This is a genomic window from Pseudomonas sp. A214 (assembly GCF_900156295.1).
In the GTDB taxonomy this organism is placed as follows: domain Bacteria; phylum Pseudomonadota; class Gammaproteobacteria; order Pseudomonadales; family Pseudomonadaceae; genus Aquipseudomonas; species Aquipseudomonas rhizophila.
The window spans coordinates 4526636-4546883 of sequence record NZ_LT707062.1 but is presented as its reverse complement, the minus strand read 5'-3'; the positions used below and the strand labels follow the sequence as shown (position 1 = coordinate 4546883).

General features: G+C 60.3%; 19 protein-coding genes and 1 pseudogene. 9 read left to right on the top strand and 11 right to left on the bottom strand.

What is annotated here, in order from left to right; genetic code table 11:
* Nucleotides 1-985 precede the first annotated feature (985 nt).
* Entirely contained in the window at nt 986-1963 is a 978-nt protein-coding gene (locus BW979_RS20270; protein ID WP_076385380.1) for an MBL fold metallo-hydrolase, read from the bottom strand.
* 255 nt (nt 1964-2218) lie between these two features.
* Here BW979_RS20270 and BW979_RS20265 point away from each other — a divergent pair, with 255 nt between their 5' ends.
* Nucleotides 2219-2968 (top strand): substrate-binding periplasmic protein, encoded by a 750-nt coding sequence (locus BW979_RS20265; protein ID WP_076385378.1) that lies wholly within the window; start codon nt 2219-2221, stop codon nt 2966-2968.
* Here the strand turns inward: BW979_RS20265 and BW979_RS20260 are convergent.
* Nucleotides 2967-3310 (bottom strand): annotated as a pseudogene (locus BW979_RS20260) (phytanoyl-CoA dioxygenase family protein); the annotation flags it as partial. The gene BW979_RS20265 and the pseudogene BW979_RS20260 sit on opposite strands and share 2 nt — an antisense overlap.
* Nucleotides 3311-3456: 146 nt before the next feature.
* On the opposite strand from BW979_RS20260, the gene BW979_RS20255 reads away from it, so the two are divergent.
* Complete coding sequence (locus tag BW979_RS20255; protein WP_076385376.1) at nt 3457-5310, top strand: ABC transporter ATP-binding protein; 1854 nt, start codon at nt 3457-3459, stop codon at nt 5308-5310.
* 260 nt (nt 5311-5570) lie between these two features.
* Here BW979_RS20255 and BW979_RS20250 read toward each other — a convergent pair whose 3' ends face one another.
* Together BW979_RS20250 and BW979_RS20245 are read right to left on the bottom strand one after the other, a co-directional pair.
* Nucleotides 5571-6569 (bottom strand): NADP-dependent oxidoreductase, encoded by a 999-nt coding sequence (locus tag BW979_RS20250; protein ID WP_076385374.1) that lies wholly within the window; start codon nt 6567-6569, stop codon nt 5571-5573.
* Nucleotides 6570-6628: 59 nt separating this feature from the next.
* Nucleotides 6629-7417, bottom strand: a complete 789-nt coding sequence (locus BW979_RS20245; protein ID WP_076385372.1) for an SDR family NAD(P)-dependent oxidoreductase — start codon at nt 7415-7417, stop codon at nt 6629-6631.
* A gap of 263 nt (nt 7418-7680) precedes the next feature.
* Between BW979_RS20245 and BW979_RS20240 the strand changes: the two genes are divergently transcribed.
* Complete coding sequence (locus BW979_RS20240) at nt 7681-8256, top strand: TetR/AcrR family transcriptional regulator (protein ID WP_076385370.1); 576 nt, start codon at nt 7681-7683, stop codon at nt 8254-8256.
* On the opposite strand, the gene BW979_RS20235 is transcribed toward BW979_RS20240, so the two are convergent.
* Nucleotides 8239-8928, bottom strand: coding sequence for a phytanoyl-CoA dioxygenase family protein (locus tag BW979_RS20235; protein ID WP_076385368.1), 690 nt, complete (start codon nt 8926-8928; stop codon nt 8239-8241). The two genes, BW979_RS20240 and BW979_RS20235, sit on opposite strands and share 18 nt — an antisense overlap.
* Before the next feature lie 151 nt (nt 8929-9079).
* Here BW979_RS20235 and BW979_RS20230 point away from each other — a divergent pair, with 151 nt between their 5' ends.
* The 5 genes from BW979_RS20230 (at nt 9080) to BW979_RS20210 (ending at nt 14297) form a co-directional block, all read left to right on the top strand.
* Nucleotides 9080-9703: a hypothetical protein gene (locus BW979_RS20230; protein WP_076385366.1), complete on the top strand. Its 624-nt coding sequence runs from the start codon at nt 9080-9082 to the stop codon at nt 9701-9703.
* 217 nt (nt 9704-9920) lie between these two features.
* A complete protein-coding gene (locus tag BW979_RS20225) occupies nt 9921-10772 on the top strand; it encodes an AraC family transcriptional regulator (protein ID WP_028941359.1) in 852 nt (283 codons plus the stop codon).
* A gap of 584 nt (nt 10773-11356) precedes the next feature.
* Nucleotides 11357-13393, top strand: coding sequence for a TonB-dependent siderophore receptor (locus BW979_RS20220; RefSeq protein ID WP_231990591.1), 2037 nt, complete (start codon nt 11357-11359; stop codon nt 13391-13393).
* Nucleotides 13394-13462: 69 nt separating this feature from the next.
* A complete protein-coding gene (locus tag BW979_RS20215) occupies nt 13463-13909 on the top strand; it encodes a hypothetical protein (RefSeq protein WP_076385362.1) in 447 nt (148 codons plus the stop codon).
* On the top strand, nt 13896-14297 hold the full coding sequence (locus BW979_RS20210) for a hypothetical protein (RefSeq protein WP_076385360.1): 402 nt from the start codon (nt 13896-13898) through the stop codon (nt 14295-14297). The genes BW979_RS20215 and BW979_RS20210 overlap by 14 nt, the downstream gene beginning before the upstream one ends.
* A 301-nt stretch (nt 14298-14598) precedes the next feature.
* Here the strand turns inward: BW979_RS20210 and BW979_RS20205 are convergent, their stop codons facing one another.
* Nucleotides 14599-14823 (bottom strand): hypothetical protein, encoded by a 225-nt coding sequence (locus tag BW979_RS20205; protein WP_076385358.1) that lies wholly within the window; start codon nt 14821-14823, stop codon nt 14599-14601.
* A gap of 14 nt (nt 14824-14837) precedes the next feature.
* On the bottom strand, nt 14838-15704 hold the full coding sequence (locus BW979_RS20200) for a LysR substrate-binding domain-containing protein (protein WP_076385356.1): 867 nt from the start codon (nt 15702-15704) through the stop codon (nt 14838-14840).
* 111 nt (nt 15705-15815) lie between these two features.
* Here BW979_RS20200 and BW979_RS20195 point away from each other — a divergent pair, with 111 nt between their 5' ends.
* Nucleotides 15816-16733, top strand: a complete 918-nt coding sequence (locus BW979_RS20195) for a DMT family transporter (RefSeq protein ID WP_076385354.1) — start codon at nt 15816-15818, stop codon at nt 16731-16733.
* 566 nt (nt 16734-17299) lie between these two features.
* Here the strand turns inward: BW979_RS20195 and BW979_RS20185 are convergent.
* The 4 genes from BW979_RS20185 to BW979_RS20170 are packed head-to-tail and all read right to left on the bottom strand — an operon-like array spanning nt 17300 to nt 20239.
* On the bottom strand, nt 17300-18373 hold the full coding sequence (locus BW979_RS20185) for a protein-glutamate methylesterase/protein-glutamine glutaminase (RefSeq protein ID WP_047227664.1): 1074 nt from the start codon (nt 18371-18373) through the stop codon (nt 17300-17302).
* A gap of 2 nt (nt 18374-18375) precedes the next feature.
* Nucleotides 18376-18873, bottom strand: coding sequence for a chemoreceptor glutamine deamidase CheD (gene cheD, locus BW979_RS20180; protein ID WP_047227663.1), 498 nt, complete (start codon nt 18871-18873; stop codon nt 18376-18378).
* A complete protein-coding gene (locus BW979_RS20175) occupies nt 18870-19706 on the bottom strand; it encodes a CheR family methyltransferase (RefSeq protein WP_047227662.1) in 837 nt (278 codons plus the stop codon). Before BW979_RS20175 ends, cheD begins: the two co-directional genes overlap by 4 nt.
* On the bottom strand, nt 19703-20239 hold the full coding sequence (locus BW979_RS20170; RefSeq protein WP_047227661.1) for a chemotaxis protein CheW: 537 nt from the start codon (nt 20237-20239) through the stop codon (nt 19703-19705). The genes BW979_RS20175 and BW979_RS20170 overlap by 4 nt, the downstream gene beginning before the upstream one ends.
* Nucleotides 20240-20248: the final 9 nt, after the last annotated feature.

Below are 20248 nucleotides of genomic sequence, written 5' to 3'. Positions count from 1 at the left end.
CGCCATCGCGAGCAGGCTCGCTCCCACCCTTGATCACCGCCAGCCGCAAAATCTTCATTCACCGCAAATCCCCTGTGGGAGCGAGCCTGCTCGCGAAAGCGGAGTGTCAGTCAGCAAAGATGTTGAATGTGCCGCCGCCATCGCGAGCAGGCTCGCTCCCACCCTTGATCGCCGCCAGCCGCAGAATCTTCATTCGTCGCAAATCCCCTGTGGGAGCGAGCTTGCTCGCGAAATCGGTGTATCAGTCAGCAAAGATGTTGAATGTGCCGCCGCCATCGCGAGCAGGCTCGCTCCCACCCTTGATCACCGCCAGCCGCAGAATCTTCATTCACCGCAGATCCCCTGTGGGAGCGAGCTTGCTCGCGAAAGCGGTGTATCAGTCAGCAAAGATGTTGAATGTGCCGCCGCCATCGCGAGCAGGCTCGCTCCCACCCTTGATCACCGCCAGCCGCAGAATCTTCATTTGTCGCAAATCCCCTGTGGGAGCGAGCCTGCTCGCGAAAGCGGTGTATCAGTCAGCAAAGATGTTGAATGTGCCGCCGCCATCGCGAGCAGGCTCGCTCCCACCCTTGATCACCGCCAGCCGCAGAATCTTCATTCACTGCAGATCCCCTGTGGGAGCGGGCCTGCTCGCGAAATCGGTGTATCAGTCAGCAAAGATGTTGAATGTGCCGCCGCCATCGCGAGCAAGCTCGCTCCCACCCTTGATCACCGCCAGCCGCAGAATCTTCATTCACCGCAGATCCCCTGTGGGAGCGAGCTTGCTCGCGAAAGCGGTGTGTCAGTCAGCAAAGATGTGGGATGTGCCTACGCCTTCGCGAGCAAGCTCGCTCCCACCCTCGATCACCGCCAGCCGCAGAATCTTCATTCACCGCAAATCCCCTGTGGGAGCGAGCCTGCTCGCGAAAGCGGTGTGTCAGTCAGCGCCGATGGGGAATGTGCCACCGCCTTCGCGAGCAGGCTCGCTCCCACAAGATCGAGCGTTTCAGTCGCGATTGCGATACTGGGCCGGCACCCACTCATACTTTCCGGCTTCGCGTCGAATATGGCCGATACCGGGGAAGGGCAAATGCGCGACCGCAGACAGGCGCATTTCATCGGCTGAGGTTTCGAACTGACGCAGCCGCTGGGCTCGTGCGTTGTCCTGATTGACGTCAAAACTGATGGTCACCTCGGGCCGGGCGAACTGGATCAGGCCGACGTGCAGGATATCCCCCCAGAAATCGAGGCTTTGACCCTGACTCTCGACCCTGTAGAAGCTATGGCCCGGCGTGTGGCCCGGTGTCGGGATGGCGGTGATGCCGGGGAGGAGGGTGGTCTTTGCGGTGAACGTCTTGACCTTGCCCGCCTCAAGGTAGGTGCCAATCGTCTTGCGCGCTTCTTCCAGGTGCTTGGGTTGGAGTCCGCTGCTCAGGTTGGCCGGATCCAGGAAGAAATCCACATCGGCCTGACCCACGTGAATGGTCGCGTTGGGGAATAGCATCTGCCCATCCCGCGTCAGCCCGCCGGAATGATCGGTGTGAATGTGGGTGATCAGAATGTCGCTGATCTGCTCTGGCCGATAGCCAGCGGCGGCCAGGCTCTGGGGCAGTTTGCCGGCTACATTGCCGAACAGTTCGCCGGCGCCTGTATCCACCAGTACCAGATGAGAACCGGTGTCGATCACGTAGGCGTTGATCGAGGTTTCCACCGGGTTACGGACGAAGCCTTTCTGCAACAGCGCGTCTATTTGCCCGGTGCTGATGCCCCGCAGCAGCGGGTGAAGATTAAGCGGTAGCGTACCGTCGCTCAGTGCGCTGACCTGTACCTCACCCACTTGGAATCGGTAGACGCCCGGCAGCTGGGGTTTGTGTGATCGCGAGGCTTCTATTGGCGTTGCGGTGGAAGTCAGGGGGTAGATCGCTGCCGTGAGAAAAAGGGCAGCTAGCAATGTTGTGCGATGGAGAATGGATTGGGTGTGCATGGCAGGAATCCTGGGCAGCGCGAACCTCATTGATCGCTGGAGCAAAGATAAGTCGACGGCGGTGCGGGGGGAACGCCTGCCTCGGTTATACGACGCATCGTTGTGGCTAATGGCTGGGCGCAGTGACGCGCTTGGGTGAGCCCGTGGCGAGGGGATTTATCTCCGCTGAAGGGGGCGCACCAACTGTTTGGTGCGTGTTTAAGGCTATGCTTATCAGGTCCCCCATAAACACCAGGCTGCCCATCAGGAGAACCCGTGAAACAATCGACACCTGTCGCAGCGCTGCTCTGTCTGCTGCTCGGTACTGGCGTTGCCAGGGCCGAGCCGTATCAGGTGGTCACCGAAGAATGGGCCCCGTACAACTATCAGGAGAACAACCAGCTCACCGGCATGACCACTGAAATCGTGCGAGCCATCATGGCACTGACCGGGGATGACTTCGAGGTGCTGCTGCAGCCCAGCATGCGCGCCACCCAGGTACTGAGGACCCGAAGCAAGACCATCATGTTCTCGCTGTTTCGCACGGCGGAGCGCGAGCCGTTGTACAAGTGGGTCGGGCCGATCGTGGAAGAGTCCATTCATGCCTATCAGTTGGCCAGTACGCCGCCGGTGAACTCCCTGGAACAACTGCTGCACGCCCCGCAGATCACCACGCGACATGCCGGCCTGGTGCCGCAGATGCTGCAGTCGCTGGGCTTCAACAACCTGGACAAAAGTGCTACCGAGAGCAAGCTGCTCTACCGCATGCTGCTCGCCGGGCGGACCAAGATCATCGTAGGTGACACCGATGCCGGGGTGGCTTACTACAGCCGCCAGTTGAATATCGCACCGGGCACACTGCGCAAAATCCCCATCGAACTCTATCGGTCATCGCTGTACATCGCCTTCAGCCTTGACTCTGACGATGAGGTGGTGGCCGCGTGGAGCAAGGCTTTGGAGCAGTTGCGGCGCTCTGGCGAGGTGGAGCGGATTCAGCGGCGGTATGAGCGGCCCGTCGGGCAATAAGGGCGATGGCGATGTCGCCTGGCCGTTGGGCCGACAAGTCGTGGTGCAGTTGTTGGTGACCACCGATCAGAGGCTCGCGGCCCTCCACCTGCGAGAGAAAGAACCGCTCCCCGATCAGCTCTCCCACCACTGCCAGCACCAGTGGTAGGCGACATACCGACTGAACCTTCGCATCGTCGTCCAGTATCGAGTAACGCCAGTCCAAGCCACGCGGCACTGGCCATTGGTCCGACGGTTTCACCCCGGCATCGAACACGGCACGCAGGCCATCCAGCCACTCGGCCGGGATCGCTTGGCGGACAGGGCATAGCCGTCCTGATGCAGTTGTTTGCGGTCGATCATGGCGTTCTCGGTTTCCTTGTGAGGCATGAAACGTCTGCTCCCGTGCACCCTCGTTGTGCCGGGCGAACAACCTTTCCTCCACCCAAACCCCTCAAAGCAACCGTTAAATGCCAGAATCTCTTTACCAGATGGTTTTGGAGATCACCATGCTTCACGCATTTGAACAACGGCTCGACCCTTTTCCGCCCGACGAAGCTCCCCCTCCACCTGACGGCCTGGCGCGGTTCCTGTGGGCCTGCACCCGGGGCGCTCGCGGTTATATTCTCGCGCTCGCGTTGCTCAGTGCCGCTGTGTCGATTTACGAAGCCTGGCTGTTTTCTTTTCTCGGGCAGGTCGTGGACATGCTGTCGATCTGGCAGGCAGGCGGCGATGCGGCCCGACAGGAAAGTCGCGTGCTGTGGGGCATCGGCGTGGTGCTGGTGACCAGCATTGGGCTGGTAGCGATGCGCACGATGGTGCAGCACCAAATATTGGCGATCAACCTGCCGTTGCGGCTGCGCTGGGATTTTCATCGGCTGATGTTGCGGCAAAGCCTTTCGTTCTTCTCCGATGAGTTCTCCGGCCGGGTCACCACCAAGGTGATGCAGACGGCGCTGTCGGTGCGCGAGGTGTTATTCACCATTATCGAGATCGCTCCGGGGATCGGGGTGTACTTCATTGCGATCATCGCGTTGGCCGGCGGCTTTGATCTGAAGCTGATGCTGCCGTTCATTGTCTGGGTGGCGTTGTTCGGTCTTGCCATGCGCTACTTCGTACCCCGCCTTGAGAAAGTAGGGCAGGAGCAGGCCCATGCGCGGTCATCAATGACCGGGCGTATCTCAGACGCCTACACCAACATCACCACGGTAAAGCTGTTCTCCCATTCCAAACGTGAAGCCCACTTCGCGCGCGCTGCCATGGAGGATTTCAAGCAGACCGGCTTTCGCCAGATGCGCCTGGTCAGCCAGTTCGAGATCGTCAATCAGGCATTGGTGGTCGGGTTGATCATGGGGGCAGGCGGTTATGCCCTATGGCTATGGCACCAAGGTCAAGTGGGCGCGGGTGCGGTGGCGGCGATTATTGCCATGGCGTTGCGCATCAATGGCATGTCGCACTGGATCATGTGGCAAATGACCTCGCTGTTCGAGAGCATCGGCACCGTGCAGGATGGCATGGCGACCCTGGCCTGCGGCCCCAAGGTGCAGGATGCCCCGGACGCCAGGGAGCTGGTCACCACGGGCGGCGCGGTGACTTTCGACAATGTGAGCTTCAATTACAACGGCGAACGCCAGGTGCTCGATGGCCTGAGCCTGAGCATTCGCCCGGGCGAAAAGATCGGGCTGGTGGGCCGCTCCGGTGCCGGTAAATCCACGCTGATCAACCTGCTGCTGCGCTTTTACGACGTGGACAAGGGTGAGATTCGCATCGACGGGCAGAACATCGCGCACGTCACCCAGGACAGTCTGCGCAGCGCCATCGGCATGGTGACTCAGGACACTTCGCTGCTGCACCGCTCCATTCGCGACAACATCGCCTATGGACGCCCCGATGCCACCGACGAGCAAATCCGCAGCGCCGCGGCCAGTGCCCAAGCCGATGGGTTCATCAGCCAACTGAGCGACAAGCAAGGCCACAGCGGCTACGACACCCTGGTGGGCGAGCGGGGTATCAAGCTTTCGGGCGGCCAGCGTCAACGCGTCGCCATTGCCCGGGTAATGCTCAAAAATGCCCCGATCCTGCTGCTTGACGAGGCCACCAGCGCCCTGGATTCAGAGGTCGAAGTCGCCATCCAGGAAAGCCTCGATGAAATGATGCAGGGCAAGACCGTGATCGCCATCGCCCATCGATTGTCCACGATTGCGGCGATGGACAGGCTGATCGTCATGGATGATGGACGCATCATCGAACAAGGCACCCACACCGAATTGCTCGGGAAAAACGGCACCTATGCGCGGTTGTGGCATCACCAGAGTGGCGGATTTCTGGGGGAGGATCAGGGCGTGGCTGAGGCGGTGGAGTAGGCATGGGGGTGTAAATGCAGCCAGGTCTGGTACCCCAGTGCAACTCCGACCTGGCCGACCGCCTGCTTTTTGAACCGTTTCCCGGTTACTGCTCAAGCATCAAACCACGCCAAAAGATGATCGGCTTTTCTACCCGTGCGGGTTCCGGTGGCACTGCTCTTCTATGGACTTGTCGTGCGCTGGCGGCTCCTCTGGTTCAGGCGCCGCAGTCGGGTACTTGGCGGTATGCACATCATCTACTGACATCTTTTGTCGTGCGCTTATTTGATTGTTATGGTGACTTTGCCTTTTGATCTGCCCTGCTCGACGTAGCGCAACGCCTCTGCGGTCGATGCAAAAGGGAAGGAGCGATCGATGACCGGTTTGATGACCCCAGCCTCGATAAGCGAGGTGATTTTCTGCAGTTGTATCCCGTTGGCTCGCATGAACAAAAACGCATAGCTCACCCCATGTCTGCGGGCTTTTCTGCGAATACCGCTGCTCAGCAGGCGCATGACTTGCCCCAGCACCCAAGACAGGCCTTGCTCTTGGGCAAATTGCACGGTCGGCGGCCCTGAAAGGGAAATGAGCTGTCCACCAGGCTTGAGCACCTTGATCGATTTCTCCAGTACATCGGCGCCGAGGCTGTTCAACACCACGTCGAAATCGCGCAACTCCTTTGCAAAATCCTGCTGTTTGTAATCGATGACCACATCCGCCCCGAGTGCTTTCACCCATTGAACATTCGCCGTACTGGTGGTGGTCGCAACGAAGGCGCCAAGGTGTTTGGCGAGCTGGATAGCAAACGTGCCGACGCCACCGGATCCAGCATGAATCAACACCTTCTGGCCTTTTTTCAGCTGGGCGGTCTCAACCAGCACCTGCCAGGCCGTCAAAGCCGCCAAGGGGATGGCAGCCGCTTCGGCCATGTCGAGATTCGAGGGTTTCAGCGCGAGCGCGTTTTCGTCCACGGCGATCAGTTCAGCAAACGTCCCGATCCGGGCCTCTGGAGGACGTGCATAGACTTCGTCTCCTGGCTTGAATCGCTTCACCGCCGAACCCGTGCTAACAACCACTCCGGCCAGGTCATTGCCCAATACCAATGGAAACGTATAGGGCAGGATCAGTTTGAATTCCCCCGTTCTGATCTTCGAGTCCAACGGGTTCACGCTGGTTGCATGCACCTGAACCAGAACGTCATGCACACCGACCACAGGGTCGGGCACTTCGCCAATCATTCCGTTCTGCTTGCCGTAGCGGTCGATAAAAAATGCCTTCATGTTGCAGCTGCTCTTGTCGGGGGAATGAGAGTGGGGCGAGGCCGACCTGTCGGCATGGGTCAGTCTTGAGTCAAATAGCGCTGCGCCACGGCGGACTGCCTGATCTGCGACAAAAGACCCTGACGCGCGGTTTGCAGGGCATCCCAGCGCTCGCCTTCATGCAGCGGAGGAATGGTCACCGGCTCGCGACGGTCGAAGCCCACCAGGGCGGCATCGACCAGATCACCCACTTCCATGATTTCGCTCAAAGTGTTGATGTCGATACCGGCGCGATCCCAAATCTCCGTGCGGGTGGCTGCGGGCAGTACGGCTTGCACATAGACACCCTGAGGCGACAGTTCCAGGCTCAAGCCTTGGGACAGGAACAGCACGAACGCCTTGGTCGCACCGTAGACCGTCATGCCGAACTCAGGCGCCAGACCCACCACCGAGCCGATGTTGATGATCGCGCCTTCACCTGCTTTGGCCAAGCGCGGCGCGATGGCGCTGGCGAGCCGCACCAGTGCGGTGGTGTTGAGGGCTACCAGTTGTGCAACGCTGTCGGTGCTTTGCTCGATGAAGGTGCCGGACTGTGCGGCGCCGGCATTGTTGACGAGGATGCCGATGCGCGCATCATCCCGCAGGCGCGCTTCGACGCTGTGCAGGTCAGTGAGTTGAGTCAGGTCGGCCTGAAGCACTTCAACGGCGACGTTGTGCTCGCCACGCAACTTCGCGGCGAGCGTTTCCAGGCGAGAGTGATCTCGGGCGACCAACACCAGATCATGTCCGCGTTGGGCGAAACGCTCAGCGTAAACCGCGCCAATGCCGGTGGACGCGCCAGTGATGAGAACGGTAGGGCGAGTAGTCATGATGTCAGCTCTTTGTGAGAAACATGGATTGGGATTGATGCATGAGAAAAAGTCAGGCTCGATCAGCCAGTGCCTGGGCCAAGGTATAGGCGGTAAACAGATTCAGGTCGCTCATGGGAGGTTGTTCCGTGTCCGTTGGTAACTGGTCTGATCGCTGGAAATTATGATGATGATCGAAATCTAAACTGTCAACGGTTTTGATTATGATCAACATCAATGTATGATCAGTCGATGAATTTCCAGCGGTAACGAGGTATCGAAACATGCGCGTGACCAAAGCCCAGGCCCAGGCAAATCGGGAGCACATCGTCGAAACAGCCTCAGTCGTATTTCGCGAGCGCGGTTTTGACGGGGTCGGCGTGGCCGACCTGATGGCCGCCGCCGGCTTCACCCATGGCGGTTTCTACAAACATTTCGGTTCGAAGGCTGACCTGATGGCCGAAGCCTCGGCGAAGAGTCTTGAGCAGTCACTGATCGGCGTCGACGCATTGAGCGTGAAGGACTTCATTGATGTGTATGTGTCGCGGGACCATCGCGACGGGCGCGCCACGGGTTGCACCATGGCAGCGTTGTGCGGTGACGCGGCACGTCAGTCGGACGATTTGAAGGCGGCATTCGCTGAAGGCATCGAGCGCATGTTGCAAACACTCGGCGAAAAATACCCGACCGGGCCGGATGCGGCGCCGGGTGAGGCGAGGGGGAAAATGATCGACCTGCTGGCGCACGCGGTCGGCGCGATCATGCTATCGCGCGCCTGTCCTGACGACTCGGCGCTGGCCGATGAAATTCTGGCGGTGTGTCATGCGCAAATGACTGCATCTTTACCTAGGCGAGCGTAGACCGAAGCCAAAATCCAAAGGCTCGAACCGCTCACTCGTGGCCATACGAACATTACGCAGCCCCACGGTTTCCAAGTGTGAAGCGTACAACTGCTCCGAAAAATAACTGATCAAAATCGAACGACGGCGCGATCCCACCGAGTTCAGGCTGCCCGCATGCACCAAGTCCACATCGAACACCAGGATGTCACCGGCGCAACCTGAAAGCTGTACGGAGCGTGATTCGTTGGTGAAATCGAATGGTGGCGCTCCCGGCTCGGGCCGATGGCTGCCAGGCACGATGCGTGTCGCACCGTTCTCAGGGCCATAGTCGTCAAAAAAAGCCAGGGCCATGGCAATGTCGCCTGGCCGTTGGGCCGACAAGTCGCGGTGCAGCGGTTGACGGCCGCCACCGGCAAGAGGCTCGCGCCCCTCCACCTGCGACAGAAAGAACCGCTCCTCGATCAACTCCCCCGCGACCGCCAGCACCTGGGGCAGACGACACACAGCCTGAACCTTCGCATCATCGTCCAACAGCGAATGACGCCAGTCCATGCCACGCGGCACGGGCCATTGGTCCGACGGCCTCACACCTGCATCGAACACGGCACGCAGGTCTTCCAGCCATTCGGTTGGGATCGCTTGACGGAGCAGAGCGTACCCATTTCGATGGAGTTGATCGCGGTCAGTCATGGTTTCTCGACTTCCTTGTGCGCACGTTTGCAAGGCTAGTATTCAAAGCAAAGTTGGACCACCCGACACTGCAAAATCGAAAGTGACCAGAGACAAACCCGGAAGGTTTGCAGTTATCATCCGGCCACCATCCAAGAAAAGGACTTCACCGATGAAGCGTCTGTTCGTCTGCACCCTCCTTGCACTGGCCGTCGTCGGCTACGCCAAAGCCAACCAGAGCACCTTCGAAGAAACCAACCAGTGCTCGGAAGATATCGATTGCCAAGGGGATTTCATTTGCAAAAACGGCCTATGCGATCTTCCTGAACCCCAACAAAGCCTCGTTGCAAAACCCACCGTCACGACTCAAATCGCGCCCCCAGCGCCCCCGGGTGTTGCCTATGAAACCTTGCCCGTCACCGCCGAGCGTGCCGGGCCTTTCACGACCCAGACCCAAGGGACGGGGACCGCGCTGAATTATCAAACGCGCGCTGGGGTGGTGAATGTCATGGAGGCAATTGTCGAGGAGGCTGAGTACACCGGGTATGTGGCGATTGAAAAGGCTTATACGTTTGGGCCGAGCCGGTATGTGGTGGTTGTTTCCACGGGGGAGGGTGGGAATGCTTGCCCGGCGTCTACTTATGTTTTTAGTTTTGATGCCAAGGTCGAGCGTGTTGATGGGAAGCGGGAGGTGGCTGGGTGTTCTGAGTTGGTTGAGGTTGTGGTGGAGGGGAATAGGTTGACGGTTAAGAAGGAGGGGGATGGGACTGTTGTTTTTAATGGGGTTGTGGAGTAGATCGGGGGATGGGGTGGGCTTTCGTCTGTTTTCGGCCGAGGCTGTGTAAAAACGTTTTCGAGTGCGACAGGTACTCAAAACCGGACTGGAAATCGCGCATGTGCACGAAATCCACATCTGCTGACGTGGAGGGAAGGCCGGATGTCATTACACTAGCGGCTCGTGATACTTTCCAGCTAGGCCAAGGCCTCCTTTTCTATCCGAGTCTCTACACCTCATGTCGAGCATCGCCGTTACCGATCTGACCTCCACCATGGACGTCGACAGCGTCTCGCGGCCGGTTGTGGCTCTGAGTGCCACATTGGTCGCCAAGGACTGGGAAAATGCCACGCATCAGCACCGCAAGGCGCAGTTGATCTACTCGGTTCGCGGCATCCTCAACTGCGAAATCGAAGAAGGCGTCTGGATCGTGCCGCCGCAGTGCGCCTTGTGGATCCCCGGCGACTTGCCCCACTCGGCCTGGGGTTCCGGTGAAGTGGAGTGCTACTGCCTGTTCGTCGAGCAGGATGCCGCGCCGGATCTGCCGACCACCTGCTGCACAATTTCGGTATCGCCGCTGCTGCGCGAGTTGCTGCTCAAGGCGACCGCCGTTCCCGAGCTGTACGCCCCAGGCGGACGGGAGGAACGGTTGCTGGCGGTGTTGCTCGACGAGCTGGTGGCGGCGCCGGTGGAGGACCTGCACCTGCCCATGCCGCGTGACCCACGCTTGCGTCGCCTCGCGGAAATGATCCTGGCGACGCCGGCTGACAAGACGTCGAAGACCGCCTGGGCGACGCGCATAGGTATGAGCGAGCGCAGCATGAGCCGCCTGCTGCTGCAGGAAATTGGCATGAGCTTCGGGCGCTGGCGTCGGCAGCTGCACGTGATCCTGGCGCTGCAAAGGCTGACCAAGGGTGACAGCGTGCAAACGGTGGCGCTGGAACTGGGCTACGAAAACGCCAGCGGCTTCGTCACGATGTTTCGCAAGGCGGTGGGCAAGCCGCCGGCTCGCTACCTTTCGGATCGCACCGGCAGCGCGGTGACGGCAGCTGCGCCCGGAATCATGCTCCCCGATCCGATCGCCCTCTGATCCAATCCGCCTGTCCTGACGCAAGCCTGCGCTGCTTTATTAAAAAGCCGCGGACTTCAGCACCCCCCACACACCCTGCAACGTCGCTCGCCCAGGAAGACGACCGCGCATAACGGCGACATCGCCGCATGTCACGCCGGCCGTTTGCCCCTCGTCAGTCTGCCTGGCAAGTCGACCATATTCCGTAATCAACCATGACTATTACTCAAAACGGCCAGCGGGAGGGTGTGATCATTATTGGCCGAATCGAATAACAATCTGGCCTGATTTCACCATCATGGCGCATTGCCTTTGTTGTTAAATGCGCCATCTAAATGCAAATGAGTATTGCTTAAATGAAAACTTCATCCATTACAGGGAAGTTTCGCTCGTCTCTTGCTCTGTGCGCCGATTCAGTCGTCTGCCCGCCGCTCGCCGGGCACCTCAAAAACGCGCCCTGCAGCGCGCTGGGCTCGGCGATTGCGGCAGCGCTTGTGCTCAGTGCGCCGGGCGCATTTGCCGCCGAGACGGCGCAGCCGCAAAATAAGGCAGCAGACTCAGCCCAGAAGGAAGTGGCCCTGCCGGCAATCCGCGTGACAGGCCAAATGGACAACGCGACCACCGAGGGAACCGGCTCCTACACCACCGGCGAGACGGCAGCGGCGACGCGCCTGCCGATGACGCTGAAGGAAACGCCCCAGGCGGTGACCGTGATCACGCGCCAGCGCATGGACGACCAGCAACTCAACACGGTGCAGAGCGTGCTGGAGAACACCAACGGTGTCACCGCGCGCCAGGCCGACAGCGAGCGCACCAGCTTCTATTCGCGGGGGTTGCTGATTAACAACGTGCAGTACGACGGCATCCCCACCGTGATCGGCAACGCCGTCAACGGCAGCGGCATCAGCGCCCTGGACACCGCCTTCTATGACCGTGTCGAGGTGGTGCGTGGCGGCTCGGCCCTGCTGACCGGCACCGGAAACCCTTCAGCCTCCATCAACCTGGTGCGCAAACGGCCGACACCTGAATTCGCCGCATCCGCCTCCCTCGGCGCCGGGAGCTGGGATACCCACCGCGGCATGGGCGACGTCTCCACACCGCTGACCGAGGACGGCCGCATCCGCGCGCGCCTGGTAGGCACCTATCAGGACGGCAACTCCTACCTGGACGGCTACAAGCCCGAGCGCAAGGCGTTCTACGGCATCGTCGAGGCCGACCTGACCGCCGATACCACGGTGAGCCTGGGCTATGACTACCAGGACATTACGCCGAAGGGCGCCACCTGGGGCGGCTTGCCGCTGTGGTACAGCGACGGTTCGCAGATCGATTATTCCCGCTCCAAGAGCTATGGGCAGGACTGGAGCCATTTCGACAACACCCTCAAGACCGCCTTTGCCGAAGTCGAGCACCGCTTCGACAACGGCTGGACGCTCAAGGGCGTGTTCAACCAGTACCGCACCGAAAGCGAATCCGAACTGGTCTCCCTGGGTGGCCGGCCTGACCCCGTCACGGGGCTGGGCGCCTTCCCGTTCGCAGTGGCGTCCGAGGGGCGCAGTCGCCAGAACACCTTTGACGTGATGGCCAGCGGCCCCTTCGAAATGCTCGGTCGCCAGCACGACCTGGTGGTCGGCGCGACAAGTTCACGCCGCAAGGCCAGTCAGGACGATGTAGCGCCGTTCTTCGCAGGCTTTACGCCGATCAACATCCATAGCCTGAGCCCAGGCACGCCACGGCCCAACTTTGATGCCATACCGCATATCCCGACCCGCACCGAGGTCAAGCAGAGCGGCATCTATAGTGCGGCCCGCTTCTCCCTGGCCGATCCGCTGAAGCTCATCGTCGGCGGGCGCCTGAACTATTACGAGGTCGACGACGACGCCAACGGCAGCACGCTGCACTACAAGAAAAACAACGAATTCACCCCGTACGTCGGACTGGTCTACGACATCGACAGTACCTACTCGGCTTACGTCAGCTACACGGGCATCTTCAACCCGCAAACCGACTTCCGCGACACGACCGGCAACGTGCTCACGCCGTCCAAGGGCAAGACCAAGGAAGTCGGCCTCAAGGCCGCCTATCTGGGCGGGCGCCTGAATGCTGCCGTGGCGGTGTTCGAGACCAAGCTGGACAACGCCGCGCAACTGGTCCCCGGCGCGTTCACCCCAGGCGGAGCCAACGCCTATACCGGCGCCGACGGCACCAAGTCTCGCGGCATCGAGTTCGACCTGCAGGGCGAGCTGGCCACTGGCTGGAACATCTACGCCGGTATCGCCCACTTCACCGCCGAGGATGGCGACGGCGAGCGCCTGAACTCCCAGCTACCGCGCACCACGGCCCAGTTCTTCACCACCTACCGGCTGCCTGGCGCGTGGAACAAGCTGACCCTGGGCACAGGCGTGAAGTGGCAGAGCCGCTTTTACCAGGCGCCGGGCGTTGGCACCAGCACGCTGGGCGGCGAACAGAGCGCCTATGCCCTGACCTCGGTGATGGGGCGTTACGCCCTGAGCGAGAACATCGACCTGGGCCTCAACGTCAACAACCTATTCGACAAGAAGTACGCCTTGCAGAAGGGTGACTTCGACACCGTGACCTATGGCGCCCCGCGCAACCTGATGGCCACGCTGGACTACCGCTACTGATTGCCCGCAGTACGCGGATCGCTGCCGGCGACTCGCGCCCCTACCGCCTTGAACATCGAGAACGTGCTCATGCCTACCCAAAACCCGGTTCACGTATTGGCGATACAGAATGCGAACAAGGTCACCTTGTTCTGGTTGACGACTACTGCTGGCGCAGTGCTCTTCGTGACCTTCCAGTTGTTCTTCTACGTAAACGACTTTGTGAGAGCACAGGGCACCGCCCCGGCGATTACCTTCGAGCCCGGCATGCTTTGGGTGTTTCCTACCTTCTATGGCTCCTGGATCGTCACGGTGCTCCTCGCCCTGATCGAAACCCGCAAGGCCCAGTGGGCTGTCCTGATCCTCGGCAGCCTGCTGGTCGTGCTCAATACCCTGGGCGGAGTCACCGACGGGCTGCGCGACGGCTGGTACGTCGCCTTCTCGGCGGTATTCTTCATCACCCTGCCCGGAGTGTTCGCCATCGCCGCCAGCTGGCGTCACCTCAACCGCAAAGGAACCCGCCATGCCGATGAATAGCGCTGAATTCCCGCTGGTGTGGATGAGTTTCGCCCACGAGCCCGGGCACGATACCCAGAAGGACTTCGACGAGTTCGCAGCCAACCTGCAGCGCGGCGAACCCTTCGTGCTGCTCAGCGAAACGCCACCCGGCGATGACCATGAGCACTCACCAGAAGAAAAGAAACGCACCACGCTGTGGATGAAGAAGCACAAGGCGCAACTGCGCAGCCTGGTTCTGGCCCTGATCATGGTCGAACCCAGCGCGGCAAAGCGCCTGGGATTCAAGGCATTCGCCGGCCTGTTCGCCAAGGTCTGGGGCTACCCGCTGCTGTTCGCCGCCTCACGCGAGCAGGCCATCGAGATGGCCCACGAACTGCTGCGCAAGACTAACAGGGAGGCGCGCTGAGGGTTGGCTAGCTGAAACGACTCAGTTCGCTACAACTTCACCCTCGGAAACTTCGTCCAGTGATTTGCCGCGAGCTCGCTCTTGCGAAACGGCTTAGTAAGCCGCGGTACTTCTGGGTGATTATCAGGCATCAGTGCGGTGAGGGCGTGCGATGGGCAGCAAAGGCCATTCTCTGCCAATCATAGGTGGTCAAATCCGATGTAAATGGCAGGTAAGGTCGAATGCATGCAACGAGGGAAGTCCGTGCAGAACTCATCGGCCAGCTAAGCAGAAACGGGCGCTTTAAGCGCCCGAAACGCTGTCAATGTTCAACCTGCGCCTGAAGCCGTCGACCAATCACTTCCAGCAAATCACACCCATCACGCAACGGAATTACCAAAAGTTGCGCCAAGTCCGAAAGCACCACTGTGTCGCTGGCGATCTCGGATCGGAACGCGATGTTTTCCAGTACTTGAGTCACCACACGGATGCGGTAATCAGCGGTTGCGTGCAAGACGTCCAGCGGGGATAAATCCCCTCGCCACAGGGAGGGCGGTGCAGCTAGCCCTCGAACTCCGTTTGCAGCATCCCCAAAAACGCCTCCCTGGCAGGATGCCGACCGGTGTTTTCATGCCAATAAAAAAGGTTATCGATCCCCGCCAGCTCGGGGAATTCATACCCCGTCCAACCAGCCCCCTGGCGGTATTGCTCATAGATCCCACGGGGCACCAGCGAGACACCTGCACCTGCACTGACGCAGCCGACGATGGCGCCGTAGCTGGCGATGCTGATGATCGGCTGCGTTTGCTCATGGCGTAGCAGCCATTGCTCCAGCGCCAAGCGGTACGGACAGCCCGTGGGCCACATGAAGATCGCCTTGCCTTGCAAATCGGCGGCGCTGCGTAACGGGCCGTGGGACTCGGAGGCGATGAGCACCAGGTCTTCGCGGTACATCACGGCTCGTTTGAGTCCAGGTCGCTCCATGTCCACCGCTACGATCACGCCATCGAGCCGGTGATGCTGGACATCGTCCAGCAGCTGAGCCCAGGTGCCCGTGCTCAGTTCCAGGGATACTTGCGGGTATTGCGCGTGGTATTTGGCCAGCAACTGGGGCAGACGCCCCGTGGCGCTGGACTCGATCGCGCCAATGCGCAACGGGCCGCTCGGCGCGCTGTCAGGGGCTATTGCGCGGCGGGCTTCTTCTGTCAGGTTCAGTATTTTTGTCGCGTACCCCACAAACACTTCACCCGCCGGGCTGACTCGCAGTCCGCGACCTTCGCGGAAGAACAACGGCGTGCCGAGCTCCCGCTCCAGGGACTTGAGGCGTGCGGTGATGTTGGACGGCACACAGTGCAGCACTTCAGCGGCACGGGCGATGCTGCCGGTGTCGAAGACCGTCTTGAGCATGCGCAGTTGGGACAGTTCCATAGCTCACCCAAAGTGAATGGTGGGTTGAGTTTAAGTCACTTGTGCTGATGTGAGGTGGTTTCGATACTTCGAGGCAAATCGGCAGACGCTCAATGGGGCAGGGACTTCTAAATGGAAACGCGTTGTGTGTCGTTCGACGGTTCCTCCAGCAAACCCGGTGCGGGAATTATCCTCGCGACGACGTTCGTGATTTTTTGCTGGGCCTATTCTCCGATTGGCATTCGCATCGGCTTGCAGGCTTACGAGCCGGGTCACTTGGCGCTGATGCGGTTTCTCATCGCTTCGGTGTTCATGGCCCTGGTCGCGATGGTCAAGGGTATTTCCCGGCCGCGTCTCAGGGACCTGCCATTGCTGGCGGTGCTGGGTTTCTTCGCTGTGAGCTTGCACCACATTGCGCTCAATTACGGTCAGCGTGGCGTCAGTGCCGGGGCCGCCAGTGTGCTCGCCCAGTCCACGCCTTTGTTCAGCGCTTTACTCGCACATTTTTTCTTCAAGGACAGAGTCAGTGGTTGGCAGTGGGGGTGCGTAGTGTGCGGCTTGTTTGGCGCTGCCGTGGTCGTGGCGGGGGATCGTGGCTTGGGTGATATGAACGCCCATGGACTCTTGATCCTGCTGGCGGCGCTGTCCTGGAGTCTGTATTTCTCTCTCCAGAAACGTCATGCCCAGCGATACGATGGATTGACCATGGTTTGCTACACCGTCTGGTCGGGCACAGTCCTGCTATTTATTTTCGCGCCGGGACTGCTAATTGACGCACAACACGCTTCTGTTTCGGTGAATCTGGCGATGCTGATATTGGGTATTTTTCCCAGCGCGCTGGCGTACCTCGCATGGGCTTACGTACTGGCGCATAGCAATGTAAGCCGCGCCTCCATGGCGCTTTACCTGATACCGCCCACCGCGATGTTGATGGCTTCTTTGGTGCTGGCCGAGCGCCCGTCAGTGATGGTGGTGGTTGGGGCGGTTATCGTGTTGATGAGCGTGCTGGCGTTGAATCTTGAGCCGGTGAAGGGGGCAAATGCCAGCTGATTCTGTAGTGGTTGTAGGCAATGACGTCGGAGGGTTGCGAAAGGCAACTCCAGCTTGACGAACCGTTGCAATGGCGAAAACGAGAGTCGTCGGCTGACTTCACAACGGTCGTGAGGCACGGTTCTACGCGTTTCGTCTGATCCGTATTTTTCTGTTAAAGCTGCCGCTGTAATCAACCCAGTTCCCACCTCAGAATAGCCAGGCGGTTTGCCTATCAAACCGCCCGTGTAGCGCAGTTTTCTGCTCCAGGAGGGCTCATGACGAAGATGGCGATTTTTTTGGGTGGTTTTTTGGCACTGACCCTTTTGATTGGCGTGCTGGCGACGATTTCGCCGGTGTAGACACAAGCCCGCAGACAAGGTGGCCCTGTGGCAAAGGAATGCTTCAGCGGAATACTGAAGCAAACCCGGTCGCTTTTTGTGGCGAGGGGATTTATCCCCGTTGTGGGAGCAAGGCTTGCTCGCGAACCAGGCGCCTCGGTTGCTGAAGGATTGCATCGCCTGCGTCGCGGGCAAGCCTTGCTCCCACAATGAGTTCTGTGTGGATCGGGGAGCAGTCCTTAGCGCCTACCGATGCAAAATCACCTGCGCAATCTCCTGCAACCCCATCACCCGCTGCGCGGCGTTGAGTTTGATGGCTTCCTTGGGCATGCCGAAGACCACGCAGCTGGCTTCGTCCTGGGCCACGGTGCTGCTGCCGGCGTCGAGCATTTCTTTCAGGCCGCGGGCGCCGTCGTCGCCCATGCCGGTCATGATGATGCCGGTGGCGTTGCGGCCGGCGAATTTGGCTACTGAGCGAAACAGCACGTCCACCGATGGGCGGTGGCGGTTGACCAGGGGGCCATCCACCACTTGTACGTGATAGAACGCGCCGCTGCGGGTCACCATCATGTGTTTGCCGCCTGGGGCGATGAGGGCCAGGCCCGGGTGGATACGGTCGTTGTTGCGGGCTTCGCGTACTTCAATCTGGCACAGGCTGTTGAGTCGGGCGGCAAACGAGGCGGTGAATTTTTCCGGCATGTGCTGGACGATGACTATGCCTGGGCACACCCGTGGCAAGGCGGTCAGCACCGCTTCCAGGGCCTGGGTGCCGCCGGTGGACGTGCCGAGGGCGACGATGCGTTCGGTGGTCTGGGCCATGGCATGGCCGTTGGCGGCTGGCAGCATGGCATCGGCAGTGAGTTTGGTGGCTGGGGTCAGCGGCGCCGGGGCAGGGCGCCGGCCCAGGTTTTTGACGTTGACCTGGGCGGCGGCGCGAATGGCCGATATCAGCTCCGGCGCAGATTCCAGCAGGAAATTCTTCAGGCCGCTGGTGGGCTTGGTGATGATTTCCACCGCGCCGGCGGCCATGGCTTGCAAGGTGGTTTCGGCGCCCCTGGGCGTCAGGGACGAGCAGATCACCACCGGCGTGGGACGCTCGCTCATGATTTTCTTCAGGAAGGTGATGCCGTCCATGCGCGGCATCTCCACATCCAGCACGATCACGTCGGGCCACTCCCGGGCCAGTTTGTCCATGGCGAAAATCGGATCGGACGCCGCACCCATCACATGGATGTCCGGCGTGTCGCTGAGGATCGCCAGCAGTACCTGGCGAACCACGGCAGAGTCATCCACCAGCAGTACATTTATCTTTTTTGACATGGTTAATGCCGGGTCCTTATCGGTTGATGCCTGACCCACACGTCGCCGCTGCACAGGTCAAAGATGATGCTTCGGTAGCCCGTGCTGCCCATGTCCTGGGCGATCAGGTCCAGGCGGTACAGCGCGGCCATTTCCAGCGCTGCGTTGACGTTCATCCGCGCCACGTCGCCGAACGGCACCTGGCGTTGCAGCTCCGGGAACATTTCGCCGCCGCCGAACAGCTTGAGCTGGTAATCCTCGGGTTCGGTGCGATGGGCCTTTGCCTGGCGGACGAACAGTTCGATGGCTTCGTCAGCGTACATGCCGTTCAGCGCCGTGGAGCAGCGCGCCCGGCTGGGCAACATGTAATGGCACATGCCGCCGATCTTGCGCTCCGGATGCCACAGGGTGACGGCCACGCAAGAGCCGAGAATGGTGCGCAGGCGAGTCGGGCTGGTGGCGAAACGAAACTCGCCGGGCGCCAGATACACCTCGGGCATTTGCTTGAGCGCGGCGCTCATGGCTTGCGATAAATCGAAGGTGCCACCAGTTTCAACGCATCGGATACGCCGTTGAGGCTTTCGGAGTGGCTCACGATGAAATACCCGCCGGACTTGAGCCGTGGGAGCAATCGGGCGACCACTTTGCTTTTGGTGGGTTGGTCGAAATAGATCATGACGTTGCGCAGGAAAATGACATCGAACTCGCCCAGCTCCGGCAAGGTGTCGTTGAGGTTGACCTGGATGAAGTTGACCCGGCTGCGCAACGCCCGGTCGATGAGGAATGTGCCTTGCTGGCTGCCGGTGCCCTTCAGGCAATATTTCACCAGCAACGGTTGGGGCAGGGTACGGGCGCGTTCCATGGGGTAATGTCCGGAACGGGCCTTGGCCAGTACCTGGCTGCTGATGTCTGAACCGATGATTTCCCAAGGTGTGGTGCCCAGTCCTTCGGCCAGGGTCATGGCCAGGCTGTAGGGCTCTTCACCCGAGGAACTGGCGGCGCTCCACAGGCGAAAGGTTTTACCCGGCGTAGCATGGGGCAGCACATGTTCGCGCAGGAAATCGAAGTGCTTGGGCTCGCGGAAAAAGTAGGTTTCGTTGGTGGTGAGCAGGTCCAGCGCCACCTGCAATTCCTCGGTGCGCTGGCCGCTCATGATCAGCTTGAAATACTCGCCGTAACTGCCCAGTTCATAGTGCTTGAGGCGCTTGAACAACCGCCCGGCCACCAGGGCCTTCTTGGCCGGTGACAGGTTGATGCCCGCGGCTTGATACAGCCAGGCTTGAAACTGGCTGAACTCACGGTCATTGAGCGCCAATGAGTTCACAGTGCGTTCCTTGCAGGTGTCTGCGTTCATTGGTTTTCAGCTTCCAGCGCGGCAGGGCTGGCCTGGGCCAGCTGCGACATTTCATCGATGGACAGCACTCGGTCCACCTCCAGTACGATCACGAACTTGCCGTCGACCTTGGCCATGCCGCTGATGAAATCGGCGCGGATCTTCGCCCCGAAACTCGGTGGCGGTTCGATCTGCGAAGCCGGGATCTCCAGCACCGCCGACACCGTGTCCACCAGCAGGCCGATGTCCTGGGCGGGGCCGTCCTCGGTGTTGGCCTCGATGATCACCACGCACGAACGCCGGGTGATCGCCGAGTTCTGTCGGCCGAACCGGGCCGACAGGTCCACCACCGGCACGACCGCGCCGCGCAGGTTGATCACCCCGCGTACGAAGGCCGGCATCATCGGCACCACCGTCAGGTTGCCGTACTCGATGATTTCTTTGATGCACAGGATGCCGATGGCAAACATCTCCGTGCCGAGCATAAACGTCAGGTATTGCGCTTCTTCCTCAACCGCGATGGCGGCTTGACGTGTGGTCGCGATGGCGCCCATGCCTTTTCT

Bases quoted from the DNA above. Each gene is read 5' to 3' on its own strand.
- BW979_RS20270 (WP_076385380.1), bottom strand. From the start codon at position 1,963: ATGCACACCCAATCCATTCTCCATCGCACAACATTGCTAGCTGCCCTT.
- BW979_RS20255 (WP_076385376.1), top strand. From the start codon at position 3,457: ATGCTTCACGCATTTGAACAACGGCTCGACCCTTTTCCGCCCGACGAA.
- BW979_RS20250 (WP_076385374.1), bottom strand. From the start codon at position 6,569: ATGAAGGCATTTTTTATCGACCGCTACGGCAAGCAGAACGGAATGATT.
- BW979_RS20245 (WP_076385372.1), bottom strand. From the start codon at position 7,417: ATGACTACTCGCCCTACCGTTCTCATCACTGGCGCGTCCACCGGCATT.
- BW979_RS20240 (WP_076385370.1), top strand. From the start codon at position 7,681: ATGCGCGTGACCAAAGCCCAGGCCCAGGCAAATCGGGAGCACATCGTC.
- BW979_RS20235 (WP_076385368.1), bottom strand. From the start codon at position 8,928: ATGACTGACCGCGATCAACTCCATCGAAATGGGTACGCTCTGCTCCGT.
- BW979_RS20230 (WP_076385366.1), top strand. From the start codon at position 9,080: ATGAAGCGTCTGTTCGTCTGCACCCTCCTTGCACTGGCCGTCGTCGGC.
- BW979_RS20225 (WP_028941359.1), top strand. From the start codon at position 9,921: ATGTCGAGCATCGCCGTTACCGATCTGACCTCCACCATGGACGTCGAC.
- BW979_RS20220 (WP_231990591.1), top strand. From the start codon at position 11,357: ATGGACAACGCGACCACCGAGGGAACCGGCTCCTACACCACCGGCGAG.
- BW979_RS20215 (WP_076385362.1), top strand. From the start codon at position 13,463: ATGCCTACCCAAAACCCGGTTCACGTATTGGCGATACAGAATGCGAAC.
- BW979_RS20210 (WP_076385360.1), top strand. From the start codon at position 13,896: ATGCCGATGAATAGCGCTGAATTCCCGCTGGTGTGGATGAGTTTCGCC.
- BW979_RS20200 (WP_076385356.1), bottom strand. From the start codon at position 15,704: ATGGAACTGTCCCAACTGCGCATGCTCAAGACGGTCTTCGACACCGGC.
- BW979_RS20195 (WP_076385354.1), top strand. From the start codon at position 15,816: ATGGAAACGCGTTGTGTGTCGTTCGACGGTTCCTCCAGCAAACCCGGT.
- BW979_RS20185 (WP_047227664.1), bottom strand. From the start codon at position 18,373: ATGTCAAAAAAGATAAATGTACTGCTGGTGGATGACTCTGCCGTGGTT.
- cheD (WP_047227663.1), bottom strand. From the start codon at position 18,873: ATGAGCGCCGCGCTCAAGCAAATGCCCGAGGTGTATCTGGCGCCCGGC.
- BW979_RS20175 (WP_047227662.1), bottom strand. From the start codon at position 19,706: ATGAACGCAGACACCTGCAAGGAACGCACTGTGAACTCATTGGCGCTC.
- BW979_RS20170 (WP_047227661.1), bottom strand. From the start codon at position 20,239: ATGGGCGCCATCGCGACCACACGTCAAGCCGCCATCGCGGTTGAGGAA.